Genomic DNA, 14,526 nt, shown 5'->3' with positions numbered 1-14,526 from the left:
CGATAAAACCCTTCAGAAATTGAGCTGGATCAACTCAACTCTTATTAGCGGTGGCGCAGGTGGCAGCGGCTGCCTAGTCTTGGTTTACACACCAAGGGAGATACGCCATGCGCAACGTTCTGGTCGCTTATGATGGCTCGCAGCCCGCTAAACGTGCACTTCAATACGTCATTGAGCGTGCCGGTGACAGTGCGAGCCCGCTTGAGGTTCATGTAATCAATGCTCAGCATGGCGCCGTGGTATACGGCGACTACGTCACTGCGAGCATGATCGAGGAAATCAACAATAGCCTCCTGGATGAGGCCGATAAAGTGCTAAAGGAGGCCGCATTAATGCTGGCTGCCGCAGACGTGACGCATAAAACTCATGCGGCGTTAGGTAATGTTGCTGAGCAGGTGAATACAGCTATCAAGCAGTTGGGTTGCGACACTGTCGTTATGGGGACTCGAGGTCTCGGAAGCTTCAGTGGGCTGCTGCTGGGTTCGGTCGCCAATCGCGTTATCCATGAGGTTTCAGTGCCCGTAGTGCTGATTAAGTAGTCAGCACCCTCTGGCGGCGAGCGGGGCGGTCACACGGCCTGTCGGGCGAACGATTTGACAATCGATTTGGTTGCAGCACTGACATTCAGGTCGCTGACGTTTTTGACTGGCGACCACTTGCACGCGGCAATTTCATTTTGCGGTTCTGGTTTGGCTGATGACGAAATTATCGCCATGAATATGTAATGAGTGACGTCGTCTTTCTCATATTCATTCAGGTAGACCAGATCTAAATTCTGCAGCCCTGTCTCCTCGCGCAGCTCTCGAACGGCCGCCTGTTCAGGCGTTTCACCCATCTCGATCTTGCCGCCAGGCAGGGCCCATTTGGATTTGGGCTTGCGCACGTACAGAATCCTGCCGTCGCGTTTGCAGATCACTGTTGCCCGTTCTTTCATGGTTTGTTCACCTTATGTAAATGCTGACCCTCTTGATGGAGGGCGCATTACTTCAATCTGTGAAGGTGATCAGACGTCTCGGTAATCATATTGTCACAAAAACTTCACAAAAATGTCTTAAGCACGAATGGTGCCATTTTCCTCTGCCTGCTTATCTATTTCGGCGAGTGTTGGGTAAAGCTTGAGCATAAAAAGCCTGGCTTCAAATAATTGGGCTTTATCACATTGATGATGAGGGGGGTGGCCTCCGTCACAACTCATGCGACGCGATTTATTCAAGAGTTTTGAAAAGCCGGCCGCCGGTAGCGTAGGGAACATTTGATGAGTTTTTTCAAACCGCGCTCTAAAAGAGGGCGCGTCAATGGCGCTCAGTCAAACTATGCGCAGTTATTTGTCCTGAATGGAGATAGAAATTCTTTATTAAAGACCGCTTGTCGGAAGGTAGCGGCTATCTGGGTTATCCCGCTGTCACATTCATTGCAAGGGGCTGTTTGTCCAGACAGTCCCATCGCCCAGAAGGTTATCTCATGACTATGCACAATGATTTCAGCACTCAAGCAAACGTATTGATGTTCGAATTGAATGACGCAACCACTGCGATGATGGGAATGGTGGGGGCGCACCAGACTACAGGACCGGTATGGGTTGCTGCTACCGCACGGCAAAGCCTGTCATTCGGCCGCTGGAGTGCTTTTATCAGACGTTCCGAAATCTATGGCCATGCTCTTGTCGGGTAGAGGCTTGAAAGGTCATGGTTTTTCGCCACCTCGTTTCATACCGATTCAAAGGGTACATGCGCGAACACTCTTTTGAGTTGCCGGAGCAAGTGCTCACCGAGAACATGGCTGCTTTGCACCTGCTGCAACTGCACTTTGGCGACGCGGAGAGTGGTCTGACTATGCCAAACGCCGCCGCGCCTCCTGAAGAGGTGCTGGCTCAGGCCAGGCTCTTGGGGATTACCGATATCCGTTTGATTCCCGCCCAATAACCCTTCTTTTTACTGTCATCAACGCTTCTGTCTGATTATTGACAGGCTGAGCTACAGGCAGGGTGTCTGAAGCCGCGCTCAAGGCTAAACTGTGCACGCCGATAAATCTGGCGGCTTTCTTGCAGCTGATATGAATATGCCACTTGCACGGTTTTGCAGGCGCCGCGAAGATAAGCGCCTGCTGTCTCTGGTTTTGGAGCTTTCATGAGTGTTCCGCCCTTGGCCCCTGACCGAACGCAATCGAGTGTCAGCAACGAGCCTGTTCGTGGCTATCCGGTCAGTGCCGGGCAAGGCGCGGCCGTGGATTGCGACGGCGAACCTATCGAAGTGGTCCTCGCCGCCATCCAGAAGTGCATGGGGGAAATACCCTGGGCGGTGTACGCCGTCGGTGACCCCATGCACCTACTAGGGCGCGGCGAAAGCCAGATGCGTTGGTCGGTGAGTGTTGCCAACGACCGGTTTGATGATTTCTGTCGCGAATACGGTTTGCAGCGCTGGGCTGCGGGCAGGGGCGAAGGCGTGCTTGCCTGGCTTGTTGCGCCGCAAAGCGAGGCAGCCAATGTCGAGTTGGCCGCGCTCGCGCTACGGCTTGGCAACCGCCTGCAGGTTGATGCATTGGCTCGGGCACAGATTACCCAGCGAGTGCTCTATGAAATTACCTACCTGGCCAGTTCGACCCGCGATCGCAGTGCTTTCCTGGAGGGGGTGCATCATCAGCTTGCCTCGCTGATTGACGCAGAGAACTTCTATCTTGCGCTTTACGATCCGGGCAGCGACAAAATCACCTACCCGTACTACATCGACATCACGGACATAGAGGCGCTTGAGTCCGAGGCTTACGAGTTCCTGGACCACTCAAGGTTGTCCATGACCGGGTATGTCCTGACCAGCGGCCAGCCACTGTTTGTCGATGCTGCGGGTATCGAACGGGCACGGATGCAGAAACGCTTTTACTGCGTCGGGCATCGCCCGGAGTTCTGGATGGGGGCGCCGCTGAAGAATGCCTCGGATGAAGTCTTCGGCATGCTGGCCATGCAGGTGTACGACGTATCCCGGGTTTACAGCGCCGAGGACCGGGCTTTGTTTCTGGTCGTGGTTCGTCATGTTGCCATGGCGTTGGACCGTATCCTGCACCGTGCCGACCTTGAGCGGACGGTCATGCTCCGCACCCAGGAGCTCTCGACGCTCAATGACGCGCTGCGTCAGGAGGTTGCCGAGCGTGAGCGGGCCGAGCATTTACAAAGTGCCTTGTTTCAGATTGCCGAACTTTCCAGCCAGCCTGGCGACATGGCTGAGCTCTTCCACAGCCTGCATTTAATCGTGGGAGAATTGCTGGTCGCGCTCAACTTCTATATTGCGCTGTTTGACACGTCTACCGCAGAAGTGACTTTTCCCTACTACGTGGATGAGCGCCAGGCCACCCGGCCAGCTGCGCGTCGGGGCCAGCGCGGCCTTACCGAGTACGTCATACGAGAGCGTCGCGCCTGCCTGATCGATCAGGACGAAACGATCAGGCTTGAGCGCTGCGGTGAGATTGAAGTGGTCAGAGAAGGCATCCGCTCTTCGTCATGGCTGGGCATTCCATTGTTTGACGGGAATGACGTGCGTGGCGTGCTGGCCGTGCAAAGTTACTCGCCATTGGTGCGTTACTCATTACGCGATCAGGAGCTGCTGACGTTCGTCTCCCGGCATATCGACACTGCGCTGTCTCGGCGTAGCGCAGCTGAAGCGGTACATACCGCCAATCTGCGCCTGGAAGCACGGGTTCAGGACAGAACCCGTGAGCTGGATTACGCCAACGCCAAGCTCCAGCATGAAAACTCCCATGATTCGCTTACCGGCTTGCCGAACCGCAGTCATTTGCAGCAACGCCTGCAGTCAGCATGGCTGGAGTTTCGTAATCATGGCAGCGAACTGGGGGTGATGTTTATCGACCTCGACCGCTTCAAACTGGTGAACGACAGCCTGGGACACCATTTTGGCGATCAACTGCTGACTCAGGCTGCGGACCGCCTGCGGGGTTGCATGCGGGAAACAGATTTGCTGGCACGTCTGGGCGGTGACGAGTTTGCCGTTCTGGCCGCAGGTGCGCCGCTGGAAGTTGCTATCGGGATTGCCGAGCGCATTCTTGCCGCTTTCGATTTGCCGTTTTTCATCGATGGTCATGCGGTGTTTTCATCCTGCAGCATCGGCGTTGTCGGCGCCGACAGCCAGTTTCATCAAATGCCGGCGGATTTGCTGCGTGATGCTGATATGGCGATGTACCGGGTCAAGAACGGCGGACGTGACAGCTACGCGGTGTTCAATCAGGAGTTGCGTCGCGAAGTCTCCGATCAGGTCGAGCGCGAGGGCGCCTTGCGCAATGCCCTTAAGCGTGCGGACGAATTGATTCCCTACTTCCAGCCGATTGTGTGTGTAAACACCGGCAAGCTGCTGGCCCTTGAGGCGCTTATCCGCTGGCGTCAACCCGACGGCAAGATCCTCGCTCCGGGCCAGTTTCTACCGGCTCTGGAAGGCTTGCGTCTGATTGGCCGTCTGGACTTGTACATGTTGCGCTGCGTCGTGGAGATTCTTGCGCGGCCAGGCAATGGGCATTGGCCCACCGTGCACGTGAACTGCTCCAGCTATAGCATCACACGACCCGAATTTGCCGGAGAAGTGTTAACGCTGTTGGCGAACTACGAGGTGGCACCTTCCAGAATCTGCCTGGAGCTGACCGAAGGGGCTCTGGTTGCAGAGCCTGAATTGGCCAGGCAGTCAATGAAACAGCTTGCCGACCATGGCATGACGGTGGTTCTGGACGACTTTGGCGCAGGTTTCTCGTCCCTCAGTTACGTCCATCAGTATCACTTCTGCGGCTTGAAAATCGACAAGTCGTTTACGCTTGAACTGACGACCAGCGCTCGTAGCCGGGCGATCGTGCGTGCAATCGTGCGGATGGCGGAGTCCCTCGATTTGACGGTGGTGGCTGAAGGTGTTGAAGATCAGGCAACCCTCGACTTGCTACGTGAGATCGGTGCAGGTCAGGCTCAGGGCTATTTCTTCGCCGTGCCTTTACCGGAAGACAAGCTGCAGCTAAATATCTGATGGACCGGCAAACCTCGGCCAATGCTGGCCGTAGATTGCCGTTTACTCTCGCCTGAATAGACAGCCGCCGAGCCACAGCCTTTGTGTTCCAAGGCCTGCAGCGCGGCAACCAAAGTGGCATCGGTCTTGCTCTACTTGCTGGGCGTCACAATCGGCAACAGGAGGTGAGCATGAATACCGCTAGTATCAGTGCGCTCCATCACCTGGTTTCTCAGGCGGTGGGTCGCAAGACTCAAGAGGATGTAAGCACAGATGCCTTCTCGGTACCGGTCGGGGCTGCCAGCCCTGTCCCGGCCGTGGATGCTATCGCGCAAAATAATGGCAGCCAGCAGAACGGAGCTTATGACGAAGCTTTCGCCAAAATGCTGCTCAGCCTGAAGACTGCTACGCAGAAGACCGATACCGAAGCTGAGCCGTCGTTTATCTCGGCAGCCAATGACAGCAACATCGCGGCCCGTGATTCTGCGGTCACCAGCGAGGCGGACGTGGCCGAAGCGGTATCGAAGTTCACGTCGACTCAGCAGGAGTTCAAGGACTACATGGACTTGACGCCCGCAGAGAAGATGCGTGAGCAACTGACCGGTGTTAGTAAGGAAGAGTATGAAGCCATGACGCCTGAGCAAAAGCTAGACGTCGATACCAAGCTTCAAACAGCCTTGAAAGAGCAGCAGCAACAGACTACCGCTGATGTAAACGGCAAAATCCTCGCGGCTCGTTTGGCGCTGGTTTAAACCCGATATCACAAATACCGGTGACTGCCTGCAGGAGATCGCACCGTGCCCCTGGCACGGCGCTGTCTCGCGGCACATGTAAGACCTGTAGGAGCTGCCGAAGGCTGCGATTGCGATGCGTCAGGATAGATGCTTCGCAGCCTTCGGCAGCTCCTACAGAAAATGCATTTCAATCCAGTAGCCTGCAGCCGTGCAGTCTACATCTGCTTCACTTCAACTGATCCCGATACGGCAAGTCCGGCCCGACTTTGGTACAGGTCAGCGCGGCGGCCTGTACTGCGAACTTGAGCATCTCATCAACCGTATCCTTGCGCAGGGTTGGCAAGCTGAGCGGGTCATCCAGCCCGCGCTCGCTCAGGAAGGTTATCAAGGCAGCCTGGAAGGTATCGCCCGCACCCACGGTATCAGCAGTTTTCACGGTTTGTGCTGGCACTGACCAGCTACCGTGCTGGCGGGTGAAGACCGTCGCACCCTGAGTTCCCTGGGTCAGCACCACGAGCTGGCAGCGCTTGCTTAGCCAGCTTTGGGCGATGGTCTGCGGATCTTTATCGGGGTAAAGCAGGCTCAGGTCCTCATCGCTGACCTTGATGATGTGAGCATGCTCGGCGAAAGCACTGATCTGCTCGCGCCAACGGCTGATATCGGGTGCCGGGTTGAGGCGCACATTAGGGTCGAGGGTGATCAGCCGTTTCCCGCTCTCTCGGGTTACCAGTGCCAGCAGCGTGTCGGCGACAGGCTGAACCACCAGTGAAAACGAACCGACATGAATGCCGCGCACTTGCGGATCAAGCTCCGGCAGATGTTCCAGTTGCAACTTGCGATCGGCACAGCCCTCACCGCGAAAACTGTAGTGAGGCGAACCATCGACGTCCACTGCAACCATAGCCAGCGTGGTGGGTGCATCGAAGCTGATCAGGTAATCGGGTTTTACCCCTTCGTGCTCCAGCACGTTGCGCAGCCGCTGGCCTAGATAGTCGGTGGAAAGGCCAGCTAACAGTCCGGCGTCTACGCCCAAGCGCCGCAAACCCACAGCGACGTTGAATGGCGAGCCGCCCGCAATGGCCTGAAAGCCGATTTTGTTGAGTTGCCCGCCACCGTCGGGCTGGCTGAAGAAGTCGAACAGTGCTTCGCCACAAACGAGAAACATAGGTGCTCCCTGAAGTAATTTCACCGGTGCGGCCTAGATGGCCTGCAACTGGTCGCGATATCGCTGATAAACCTGCTGATAAGCAACGACGTTCTGGGCAATGGGCCGGGTTTCACTGCTGTTATCCAGATTCACGCAGCGGGTGCACAGACTGTCCAGACTTTCCCCGCCCGGATCGACGCTGGCATGACACCAGGCTGCCTGAATGGCGGCACCTAAAGCTGCGGCTTCAGCCTGCTCGGTACAGACCACGGGAGTGTCCATAATGTCGGCAACGATCTGCCGCCATATCGGGCTTTTGGCTCCGCCACCAATCAAGCGAATGTTATCGCTTCTGATACCGCTTGCACGCAGCAGATCCAGGCCATAACGCAAACCGAAGGTGGTGCCTTCGACGACCGCTCGGCACAGGTTGGACTGATTGAGGTTGGTGGCGTCCAGGCCCAGTATGCTGCCGGTGGCATGGGGCAGAGCGGGTACACGCTCGCCATTGAGAAACGGCAGCATCGACACGCCTTCGGCGCCGATCGGGGCCTGGCTGACTGCCTGGTTAAAGGCCGCGATATCCAGTCCCAGCAGCTCACGAACGGCACCCGTCGCATTGGTCAGGTTCATCGTGCAAATTAGCGGGAGCCAGCCGCCGGACGAAGAGCAGAAGGTTGCCACTGACGCCTGCTCACTGACACTTGCCCGGTCGGCAAACGCATAGACGGTACCCGAAGAACCAAGGCTCATGGTGATCGCACCCGGATGGATGTTCCCGGTGCCGATGGCGCCCATCATGTTGTCACCGCCACCGCTGGAGACCAGCGCCTGCGGGTTGATGCCCAGACGCCTGGCGATATCCGGCTGAACAGTGCCCACCGGCTGGTGCGCTTCAAGCAACTCGGGCAGCGCGCGGCTCAAGTTGCCACTGGGATCAATGTGTTCGAGTAGCGCCAGATCCCACTGACGGCTGCGCACATTGAAATAGCCGGTGCCCGAGGCATCGCCATACTCACTGGCGCAACGGCCGGTAAGCCAGTAGTTGAGGTAGTCATGGGGCAACAGGATTTTGGCGATCCGCTCAAATATCGAGGGATGCTCCTCCTTGGTCCAGAGCAGCTTCGACACGGTGTAGCCCGGCGCGATTGCGATACCAAGGCGCTCCAGCGAGCCGCTTTCGCCTCCCAGATATTCTAGCAATCGATCATTCTGCGGCGCGCTTTCGGTGTCGCACCACAGCTTCGCCGGGCGCAGCACCTGGCCGTTATCGTCGAGCAGTACCAAGCCATGTTGTTGGCCGGATACGCCAATGCCGAGGATCTGCTGCCCGGATATTCCCGCCTGAAGAAGCGCCTCGGCAGTCGCCTGCTCGAAGGCTGACAGCCATTGTTCGACGTCCTGCTCACGTCGGCCGTTATGGCCGCTGATCATGCTGTGCGGGGCTGATCCCTGTCCCAGTACCTGACCCGTGACAGCGTCGAGTACGATGGCCTTGGTGCCTTGGGTGCCGCAATCGATTCCAAGAAACATGCGCACCTCACACGGTTTTAGCCAACAGGCTTTCCAGCGTTTTGCTGACGCCCAACTGCTTGAGGCTGTTCAGGTTCTTTTCGAAGGCTGCGACGAATTCGGCGGACTGAGGGATAGCTGCACCAAATATCTCCTCGACTGCCAGCAAGCGCTGGGTGATCAATACATCATCGGCCACCAGCGCCTTGCAGAATTCAGCGCGCGGGTCGACGACCTTATAGGCAACCCCGTTTTCGCCTTCGTGGCGTTGCAGATACAGCGCCCACGCTGCGACTACCAGGGACGCACGCTCCAGATTGCCCTGGTCGACAATCAGCCGATTGATCGTCGGGACGGTAAATTTCGGGAATTTCGACGAACCGTCCGAGCAGACTCTCTCCAGTTGATCTGCAATCGCCTGATTGGAGAACCGTTCGATCAGCGTGTCCTTGTAGCCTTCCAGATCAATACCGGGCACTGAAGCCAATTGCGGCGTGACGTCCAGGTCCATGTACGCGCGGATGTAGCTGACGAAAAGCGGGTCGTTCATGGTTTCGTGAACGAAGCGGTAGCCTTTCAGTGCGCCCAGATAGGTGAGCGCAAGGTGGCTACCGTTGAGTAGCTTGATCTTCATCTCTTCGTAGGGTGTGACGTCGTCGGTGAACTGCACGCCAACCTGTTCCCAGGCCGGGCGTCCATCAACGAATTTGTCTTCCAGCACCCATTGCACAAAAGGTTCGCAGACTACCGGCCAGGCATCATCAATGCCTTTTTCGTCAGCCAGTTTCAGGCGATGGGTTGTGCTGGTCATCGGCGTGATGCGGTCGACCATGGCGTTGGGGAAGCTCACGTGTTCGGCGATCCAGTCGTGCAGATCAGGATTACCCTGTGCAGCGAAGGCCAGCAGGGCCTTGCGCGCCACCGCGCCGTTATGCGGCAGGTTATCGCAGGACATCACCGTGAAGGCGGGTATCCCTGCTGCGCGACGTTTTGCCAATGCCGCACAAAGCAGCCCGAACACCGTGCGCGGTGCTTGCGGATAGCTCAAGTCGTGCTGGATTTGCGGCAGGTGGATCATGAACTGGCCATTGCTGTCATCAATGCAATAACCGCCTTCGGTGATCGTCAGCGAAACGATGCGAATCTGCGGGCTGGCAAGCTTGTCGATGACCGCCTGGATATCGTCTTCGGCCAGCAACATGCCGCTGATCGAGCCGATGATCCTTGTTTCCGTATCAGGCGTGTCGCCCAGTTCATACAGTGTGTAGAGATAATCTTGCCCCGCGAGTGCATCGCGCACGCCTCGGTCTTCCGGACGCAGGCCGATGCCACAGATGCTCCAGTCCAGGCCCTGGCCGCTGTTCATCAACGCGTCGGTATAAAACGCCTGATGTGCCCGATGGAAACCGCCTACGCCGATGTGGGCAATGCCTTGAGTTGTGGCTTCAGGGTTGTAGTCAGGCAGGGCGATACCGTCACCGAGCTGAGACAAATTCTGTTTGTTCAATTTCATGACAATAATTCCTGATTTCAGGCTGCGACCGGCAAGGCTTTGGCAATCACCAACCCCTGAGCGTCGAACAAGTGGCAGTGAGCGCTATCGAGATGAAGGTTGAGCGTGTCGCCGTACTGGCTGGCCAGGTCCCCGCGAATACGCATGGTCAACGCCTCGCCCGAGCGGGTCCGCACGTGGCAATAGGTGTCGCTGCCCAGACGCTCGCTGACGTCGGCGATGACCTCCATCTGGCAGTCACCTTCTTTGGCGATGTTCAGATGCTCCGGACGAATACCGAGGGTGACCGGGTCGCCAACGCTCTGCTGTGCATTACCGAATGGCAGGTTGATCCTGGCCCCTGCATCCAGAGTCACTTCGCAACCGTCGGCGTCGACCCGGCTGATAATGCCTTTGAGAAAGCCCATTTTTGGCGTGCCCAGAAAACCGGCGACGAAAAGGTTGGCCGGGTGGTGGTACAGCTCAAGCGGAGAACCGACTTGCTCGACCTTGCCGCCATTCAGCACCACGACTTTGTCGGCCAGGGTCATGGCTTCGACCTGGTCATGGGTCACGTAAATCATGGTCGCTTGCAGTTCTTTATGCAGGCGAGACAGCTCCAGGCGTGTCTGCACCCGCAGCGCGGCGTCGAGGTTCGACAAGGGTTCGTCGAACAGGAAGATTTTCGGGTTGCGCACGATAGCGCGGCCGATCGCGACCCGTTGGCGCTGACCGCCGGAAAGCTGCTTGGGTTTGCGCTCCAGCAAGGGACCCAGCTCAAGAATGCGCGCCGCCTCATCGACTTTCTTTTTGATCACAGCTTTGTCGCCACCGGCCAGATCCAGAGCGAAAGACAGGTTCTTGCCCACGGTCATGTGCGGGTACAGGGCGTAGGTCTGGAACACCATGGCCAGGTCACGTTTGGCGGGCGTGACCTGGGTGATGTCACGGCCATCGAGTTCGATAGTGCCGGAAGTCACGTCCTCCAGACCGGCGATGAGACGTAGCAGGGTGGACTTGCCACAGCCCGACGGACCAACGAATACCACGAACTCACGGTCTTTTACGTCCAGATCAATGCCTTTGATGATCTGGTGACCGTCGAAGCCTTTTTGCAGGTTTCTGATGCTGAGGTTAGCCATGGAGGCCTCCGTTTTTATTCTTCGATATTTCAGAAATGGGTAAAAGCGACACCCTGTAGGAGCGCACGAGCACCGCGAGGCCGCGATGGCGGTGTATCAGACAGACCGCTATCGCGATTCACCCTCCAGACCGCGGCGCCCTTATCGCGGGCAAGCACCGCTCCCACATGGAGCTGTGTTTGATTCGTGACAGCTGGGTTTCAGGGGCACTTGGGCGACTCCTACAGGGTTGGTGTTAATCACTTGACGGCACCGAACGACAGGCCGCGCACCAGCTGTTTCTGGCTGATCCAGCCGAAGATCAGGATTGGCGCACACGCCAGGGTCGAGACGGCCGAGAGCTTGGCCCAGAACAACCCTTCGGGGCTGGAGTAGGACGCGATCAGTGCAGTCAGGGGCGCGGCGTTGGATGACGTCAGGTTCAGTGACCAGAACGCCTCGTTCCAGCACAGGATCAGTGACAGCAGTGCGGTCGACGCCAGACCGCCTTTGCAGATTGGAATCAGGACCTTGAAGATCTCCTGGCGAGTGCTGGCGCCGTCAAGCCGGGACGCCTCGAGGATTTCGCCGGGGATGTCCTTGAAGTAGGTGTAAATCATCCAGACCACGATGGGCAGGTTGATCAGCGTGTAGATCACGATCAGCGCAATGCGGCTGTCCAGCAGGCCAAAGGTCTTGGCCAGCAGGTAGATCGGCATCAGCACGCCCACCGGGGGCAGCATCTTTGTCGAGAGCATCCACAGCAGCGTGCTTTTGGTCCGTTTGGTCTCGAAAAAAGCCATGGAGTAAGCCGCGGGCACGGCAATGAGCATGCACAGAATCGTCGCGCTGAACGAGATGACCACCGAGTTCCAGGCAAAGTGGAAGTAGTCGCTGCGTTCCTGGATGTGCAGGTAGTTTTCCAGGGTCGGGGTGAAGATAAACTGCGGAGGTGTGGCAAACGCGTCGATTTCGGTTTTGAAGCTGGTCAGAACCATCCAGAAGATCGGGAAGAAAATCAGCGCCGCGATCAGCCAGCACAACGTCCCGAGCAGCACACTTTGCAGACGTCGTGATTGTTTGAGCGTCATCATTGTTTGGCCCTCAGGACTTGTCGGTGAGGTTTTTGCCGATCATCCGGATCAGGATGATTGCGGCAATGTTGGCGATAACCACGGCAATCAAACCGCCAGCGGACGCCATGCCCACATCGAATTGCAGCAGCGCCTGGTTGTAGATCAGGTACGCCAGGTTGGTCGAGGCGAAACCCGGCCCGCCGTTAGTGGTGGTGAAGATCTCGGCGAATACCGAGAGCAGGAAGATGGTTTCAATCATCACCACCACAGCAATCGGCCGTGCCAGGTGCGGCAGCGTCAGGTGCCAGAAAATAGCGATAGGCCCGGCACCGTCGAGACGGGCGGCTTCCTTTTGCTCCTGATCCAGCGATTGCATGGCGGTCATCAGGATCAGAATGGCGAACGGTAGCCACTGCCACGAGACAATAATGATGATCGACAGCAGTGGGTAATTGGCCAGCCAGTCCACAGGCTGGGCGCCGAACAGCTTCCAGACCGCGGCCAGAATGCCGGACACGGGATGGAAAATCAGGTTCTTCCAGATCAGCGCGCCTACGGTGGGCATGATGAAAAACGGCGAAATCAGCAATACCCGGACAATGCCGCGACCGAGGAACTCGCTGGCCTCCAGCAGTGCAGAAATCAGCACACCCAACACCACGCTGATCAACAGCACGCTACCGACGAGCAGGAGTGTATTGGTCGCGCCGGGAATAAATCCGCTGTCGGTCACGAAGTATTCGAAGTTTTCCAGACCAACGAATTCGTTCTCGCCAGGGTTGAGCAGGTTGTAACGGATCAGCGAGAAGTAAATGGTCATGCCCAGCGGGACGACCATCCACACTAGTAAAAGCAGGACTGACGGGCTGACCAGAAACCAGCCTGGTTTGGTCACGCTGCCTTTGGCTTGCGAATTGGCACTGGGCGTAGCCGCCTGAGGCGTGATAGTTGAGGTTGTCATGGCGAAGATCCTGGCGACAAAGGAAAGCGGGGTGTCGGGGCGCTCGTCGCCCCCGACCAATAGTCAGCAGCGACTACTTTTTCGGATAACCCGCTCGCTTCATGTCCCGCTCGGTCGAGGTCTGCGCGTTTTTCAACGCGGCATCAGGCGTTGCCGTGCCCACCAGTGCGGCGGAGAACTGCTGACCAACCGAGGTCCCGATAGCCTGGAACTCCGGAATGGTCACCAGTTGAATGCCCACATAGGGAACAGGTTTGAGGGTCGGCGTTTTTGGCGTCACGGCCTTCAAAGACTCAAGCGTGATGTTCGCGAACGGCGCGGCTTTCTTGTAAGCATCCGTGTAGGTCGAAGCGCGAGTCCCTGGTGGTACGTTGGACACGCCATCTTTCTCGGCTACCAATGCTGCGTACTCTTTTGAGGTTGCCCATTCGGTAAAGGCTTTGGCGTCGGCCTGGTTTTTCGCACTGGTCGGGATTGCCAGTGCCCATGAGTACAACCATGCGGAGCCTTTGTCGGTGACTTCATGAGGTGCGTAGGTGAAGCCGACACTGTCAGCGACCTTGCTCTGGCTCTTGTCTGTCACGAATGAGCCGGCGACGCTGGCATCGACCCAGATTGCGCATTTGCCGCTGTTGAACAGCGCAAGGTTTTCGTTGAAGCCGTTACTCGAAGCACCCGGAGGACCGGACTTCTTCATGGTGTTCACGTAGTAGTTCAGCGCGTTCTTCCATTCAGGCTGGTCGAACTGCGGCTTCCACTGCTCATCAAACCAGCGTCCGCCAAACGAGTTGGCGACGGTACTGATCAACGCCATGTTTTCGCCCCAGCCCGCTTTGCCACGCAGGCAGATGCCGTACTGTTCTTTGGACTTGTCGGTAAGTTTGTCGGCGAACTCGGCGATCTGTGTCCAGGTAGGACGTTCCGGCATGGTCAGGCCCGCGGCCTTGAACAGGTCGGTGCGGTAGTAAGTGATCGAACTCTCGGCATAGAAGGGCAGCGCAAACAGTTTGCCATCCACCGACAACCCGTCGCGTACCGACGGGAAAACGTCATCCAGTGCGTAACTGGCAGGCAGGTCCTTCATCTCCTGAAGCCAGCCTTTGGCGCCCCACAGCGATGCTTCGTACATGCCAATGGTCAGCACGTCGAACTGGCCGCCTTTGGTGGCGATGTCAGTGGTCAGACGCTGGCGCAGAACGTTTTCTTCCAGTACGACCCACTTCAGTTTGATATCGGGATGCTGCTCTTCGAACGTTTTCGACAGCCGCTGCATGCGGATCATGTCGCTGTTGTTGACCGTGGCGATGGTGACGTCGCCCGCAGAGGCGGTGGCGCAGAGTGTCAGACAGGTACCGGCAAGCAGAACTTTTGCAGAGGTCTTCATTTATCACTCCTCTTCCGCGCCCAAAGGCTACAGAAGGTCAGTTATTGTTTTTGTGTCTTCCGGAGGCAAGGAAGATGTTCATGGATTACAACGGGCGCCGAGGCAGATGAC

The 14,526-nt window shown here is 57.2% G+C and carries 13 protein-coding genes; 5 read left to right on the top strand and 8 right to left on the bottom strand.

The genetic code is table 11. From position 1 onward, the window contains the following. The first annotated feature begins 107 nt into the window (after positions 1 to 107). On the top strand, positions 108 to 539 hold the full coding sequence (locus ACYASS_RS01565) for a universal stress protein (protein WP_463584787.1): 432 nt from the start codon (positions 108 to 110) through the stop codon (positions 537 to 539). 29 nt (positions 540 to 568) lie between these two features. Here ACYASS_RS01565 and ACYASS_RS01560 read toward each other — a convergent pair whose 3' ends face one another. Then, positions 569 to 934, bottom strand: coding sequence for an NUDIX hydrolase (locus tag ACYASS_RS01560; protein ID WP_243246881.1), 366 nt, complete (start codon positions 932 to 934; stop codon positions 569 to 571). 527 nt (positions 935 to 1,461) lie between these two features. On the opposite strand from ACYASS_RS01560, the gene ACYASS_RS01555 reads away from it, so the two are divergent. From ACYASS_RS01555 to ACYASS_RS01540, 4 genes are all read left to right on the top strand, one after another. Next, entirely contained in the window at positions 1,462 to 1,671 is a 210-nt protein-coding gene (locus ACYASS_RS01555) for a hypothetical protein (protein WP_463584786.1), read from the top strand. A gap of 56 nt (positions 1,672 to 1,727) precedes the next feature. Beyond that, positions 1,728 to 1,922, top strand: coding sequence for a hypothetical protein (locus ACYASS_RS01550; protein WP_463584785.1), 195 nt, complete (start codon positions 1,728 to 1,730; stop codon positions 1,920 to 1,922). Between the two features lie 204 nt (positions 1,923 to 2,126). Next, a complete protein-coding gene (locus tag ACYASS_RS01545) occupies positions 2,127 to 5,009 on the top strand; it encodes a sensor domain-containing phosphodiesterase (protein ID WP_463584784.1) in 2,883 nt (960 codons plus the stop codon). 170 nt (positions 5,010 to 5,179) lie between these two features. Continuing rightward, positions 5,180 to 5,740: a hypothetical protein gene (locus ACYASS_RS01540; RefSeq protein WP_463584783.1), complete on the top strand. Its 561-nt coding sequence runs from the start codon at positions 5,180 to 5,182 to the stop codon at positions 5,738 to 5,740. Positions 5,741 to 5,948: 208 nt separating this feature from the next. Here ACYASS_RS01540 and ACYASS_RS01535 read toward each other — a convergent pair whose 3' ends face one another. The 7 genes from ACYASS_RS01535 to ACYASS_RS01505 all read right to left on the bottom strand — a co-directional run bounded on the left by ACYASS_RS01535 (position 5,949) and on the right by ACYASS_RS01505 (position 14,415). Then, on the bottom strand, positions 5,949 to 6,887 hold the full coding sequence (locus ACYASS_RS01535; RefSeq protein ID WP_463584782.1) for a carbohydrate kinase family protein: 939 nt from the start codon (positions 6,885 to 6,887) through the stop codon (positions 5,949 to 5,951). A 33-nt stretch (positions 6,888 to 6,920) separates the two neighbouring features. Further along, a complete protein-coding gene (gene xylB, locus ACYASS_RS01530) occupies positions 6,921 to 8,402 on the bottom strand; it encodes a xylulokinase (protein ID WP_463584781.1) in 1,482 nt (493 codons plus the stop codon). 7 nt (positions 8,403 to 8,409) lie between these two features. Beyond that, entirely contained in the window at positions 8,410 to 9,894 is a 1,485-nt protein-coding gene (locus ACYASS_RS01525) for a mannitol dehydrogenase family protein (protein WP_463584780.1), read from the bottom strand. A gap of 17 nt (positions 9,895 to 9,911) precedes the next feature. Beyond that, a complete protein-coding gene (locus tag ACYASS_RS01520; RefSeq protein ID WP_243246888.1) occupies positions 9,912 to 11,015 on the bottom strand; it encodes an ABC transporter ATP-binding protein in 1,104 nt (367 codons plus the stop codon). A gap of 239 nt (positions 11,016 to 11,254) precedes the next feature. Next, positions 11,255 to 12,088 carry a carbohydrate ABC transporter permease gene (locus tag ACYASS_RS01515; RefSeq protein ID WP_095093944.1) on the bottom strand — a complete coding sequence of 278 codons (834 nt, stop codon included), beginning with the start codon at positions 12,086 to 12,088 and terminating at the stop codon, positions 11,255 to 11,257. A gap of 10 nt (positions 12,089 to 12,098) precedes the next feature. Then, positions 12,099 to 13,031: a carbohydrate ABC transporter permease gene (locus ACYASS_RS01510; RefSeq protein ID WP_243246889.1), complete on the bottom strand. Its 933-nt coding sequence runs from the start codon at positions 13,029 to 13,031 to the stop codon at positions 12,099 to 12,101. 73 nt (positions 13,032 to 13,104) lie between these two features. Continuing rightward, on the bottom strand, positions 13,105 to 14,415 hold the full coding sequence (locus tag ACYASS_RS01505) for an ABC transporter substrate-binding protein (protein WP_243246890.1): 1,311 nt from the start codon (positions 14,413 to 14,415) through the stop codon (positions 13,105 to 13,107). Positions 14,416 to 14,526: the final 111 nt, after the last annotated feature.

This window comes from Pseudomonas sp. HP_14, assembly GCF_055283875.1.
This window is presented reverse-complemented; position numbering and strand designations above follow the sequence as displayed.

Excerpts from the sequence above, each read along its gene's own strand:
- ACYASS_RS01565 (WP_463584787.1), top strand. The coding sequence starts at position 108 with ATGCGCAACGTTCTGGTCGCTTATGATGGCTCGCAGCCCGCTAAACGT.
- ACYASS_RS01560 (WP_243246881.1), bottom strand. The coding sequence starts at position 934 with ATGAAAGAACGGGCAACAGTGATCTGCAAACGCGACGGCAGGATTCTG.
- ACYASS_RS01555 (WP_463584786.1), top strand. The coding sequence starts at position 1,462 with ATGACTATGCACAATGATTTCAGCACTCAAGCAAACGTATTGATGTTC.
- ACYASS_RS01550 (WP_463584785.1), top strand. The coding sequence starts at position 1,728 with ATGCGCGAACACTCTTTTGAGTTGCCGGAGCAAGTGCTCACCGAGAAC.
- ACYASS_RS01545 (WP_463584784.1), top strand. The coding sequence starts at position 2,127 with ATGAGTGTTCCGCCCTTGGCCCCTGACCGAACGCAATCGAGTGTCAGC.
- ACYASS_RS01540 (WP_463584783.1), top strand. The coding sequence starts at position 5,180 with ATGAATACCGCTAGTATCAGTGCGCTCCATCACCTGGTTTCTCAGGCG.
- ACYASS_RS01535 (WP_463584782.1), bottom strand. The coding sequence starts at position 6,887 with ATGTTTCTCGTTTGTGGCGAAGCACTGTTCGACTTCTTCAGCCAGCCC.
- xylB (WP_463584781.1), bottom strand. The coding sequence starts at position 8,402 with ATGTTTCTTGGAATCGATTGCGGCACCCAAGGCACCAAGGCCATCGTA.
- ACYASS_RS01525 (WP_463584780.1), bottom strand. The coding sequence starts at position 9,894 with ATGAAATTGAACAAACAGAATTTGTCTCAGCTCGGTGACGGTATCGCC.
- ACYASS_RS01520 (WP_243246888.1), bottom strand. The coding sequence starts at position 11,015 with ATGGCTAACCTCAGCATCAGAAACCTGCAAAAAGGCTTCGACGGTCAC.
- ACYASS_RS01515 (WP_095093944.1), bottom strand. The coding sequence starts at position 12,088 with ATGATGACGCTCAAACAATCACGACGTCTGCAAAGTGTGCTGCTCGGG.
- ACYASS_RS01510 (WP_243246889.1), bottom strand. The coding sequence starts at position 13,031 with ATGACAACCTCAACTATCACGCCTCAGGCGGCTACGCCCAGTGCCAAT.
- ACYASS_RS01505 (WP_243246890.1), bottom strand. The coding sequence starts at position 14,415 with ATGAAGACCTCTGCAAAAGTTCTGCTTGCCGGTACCTGTCTGACACTC.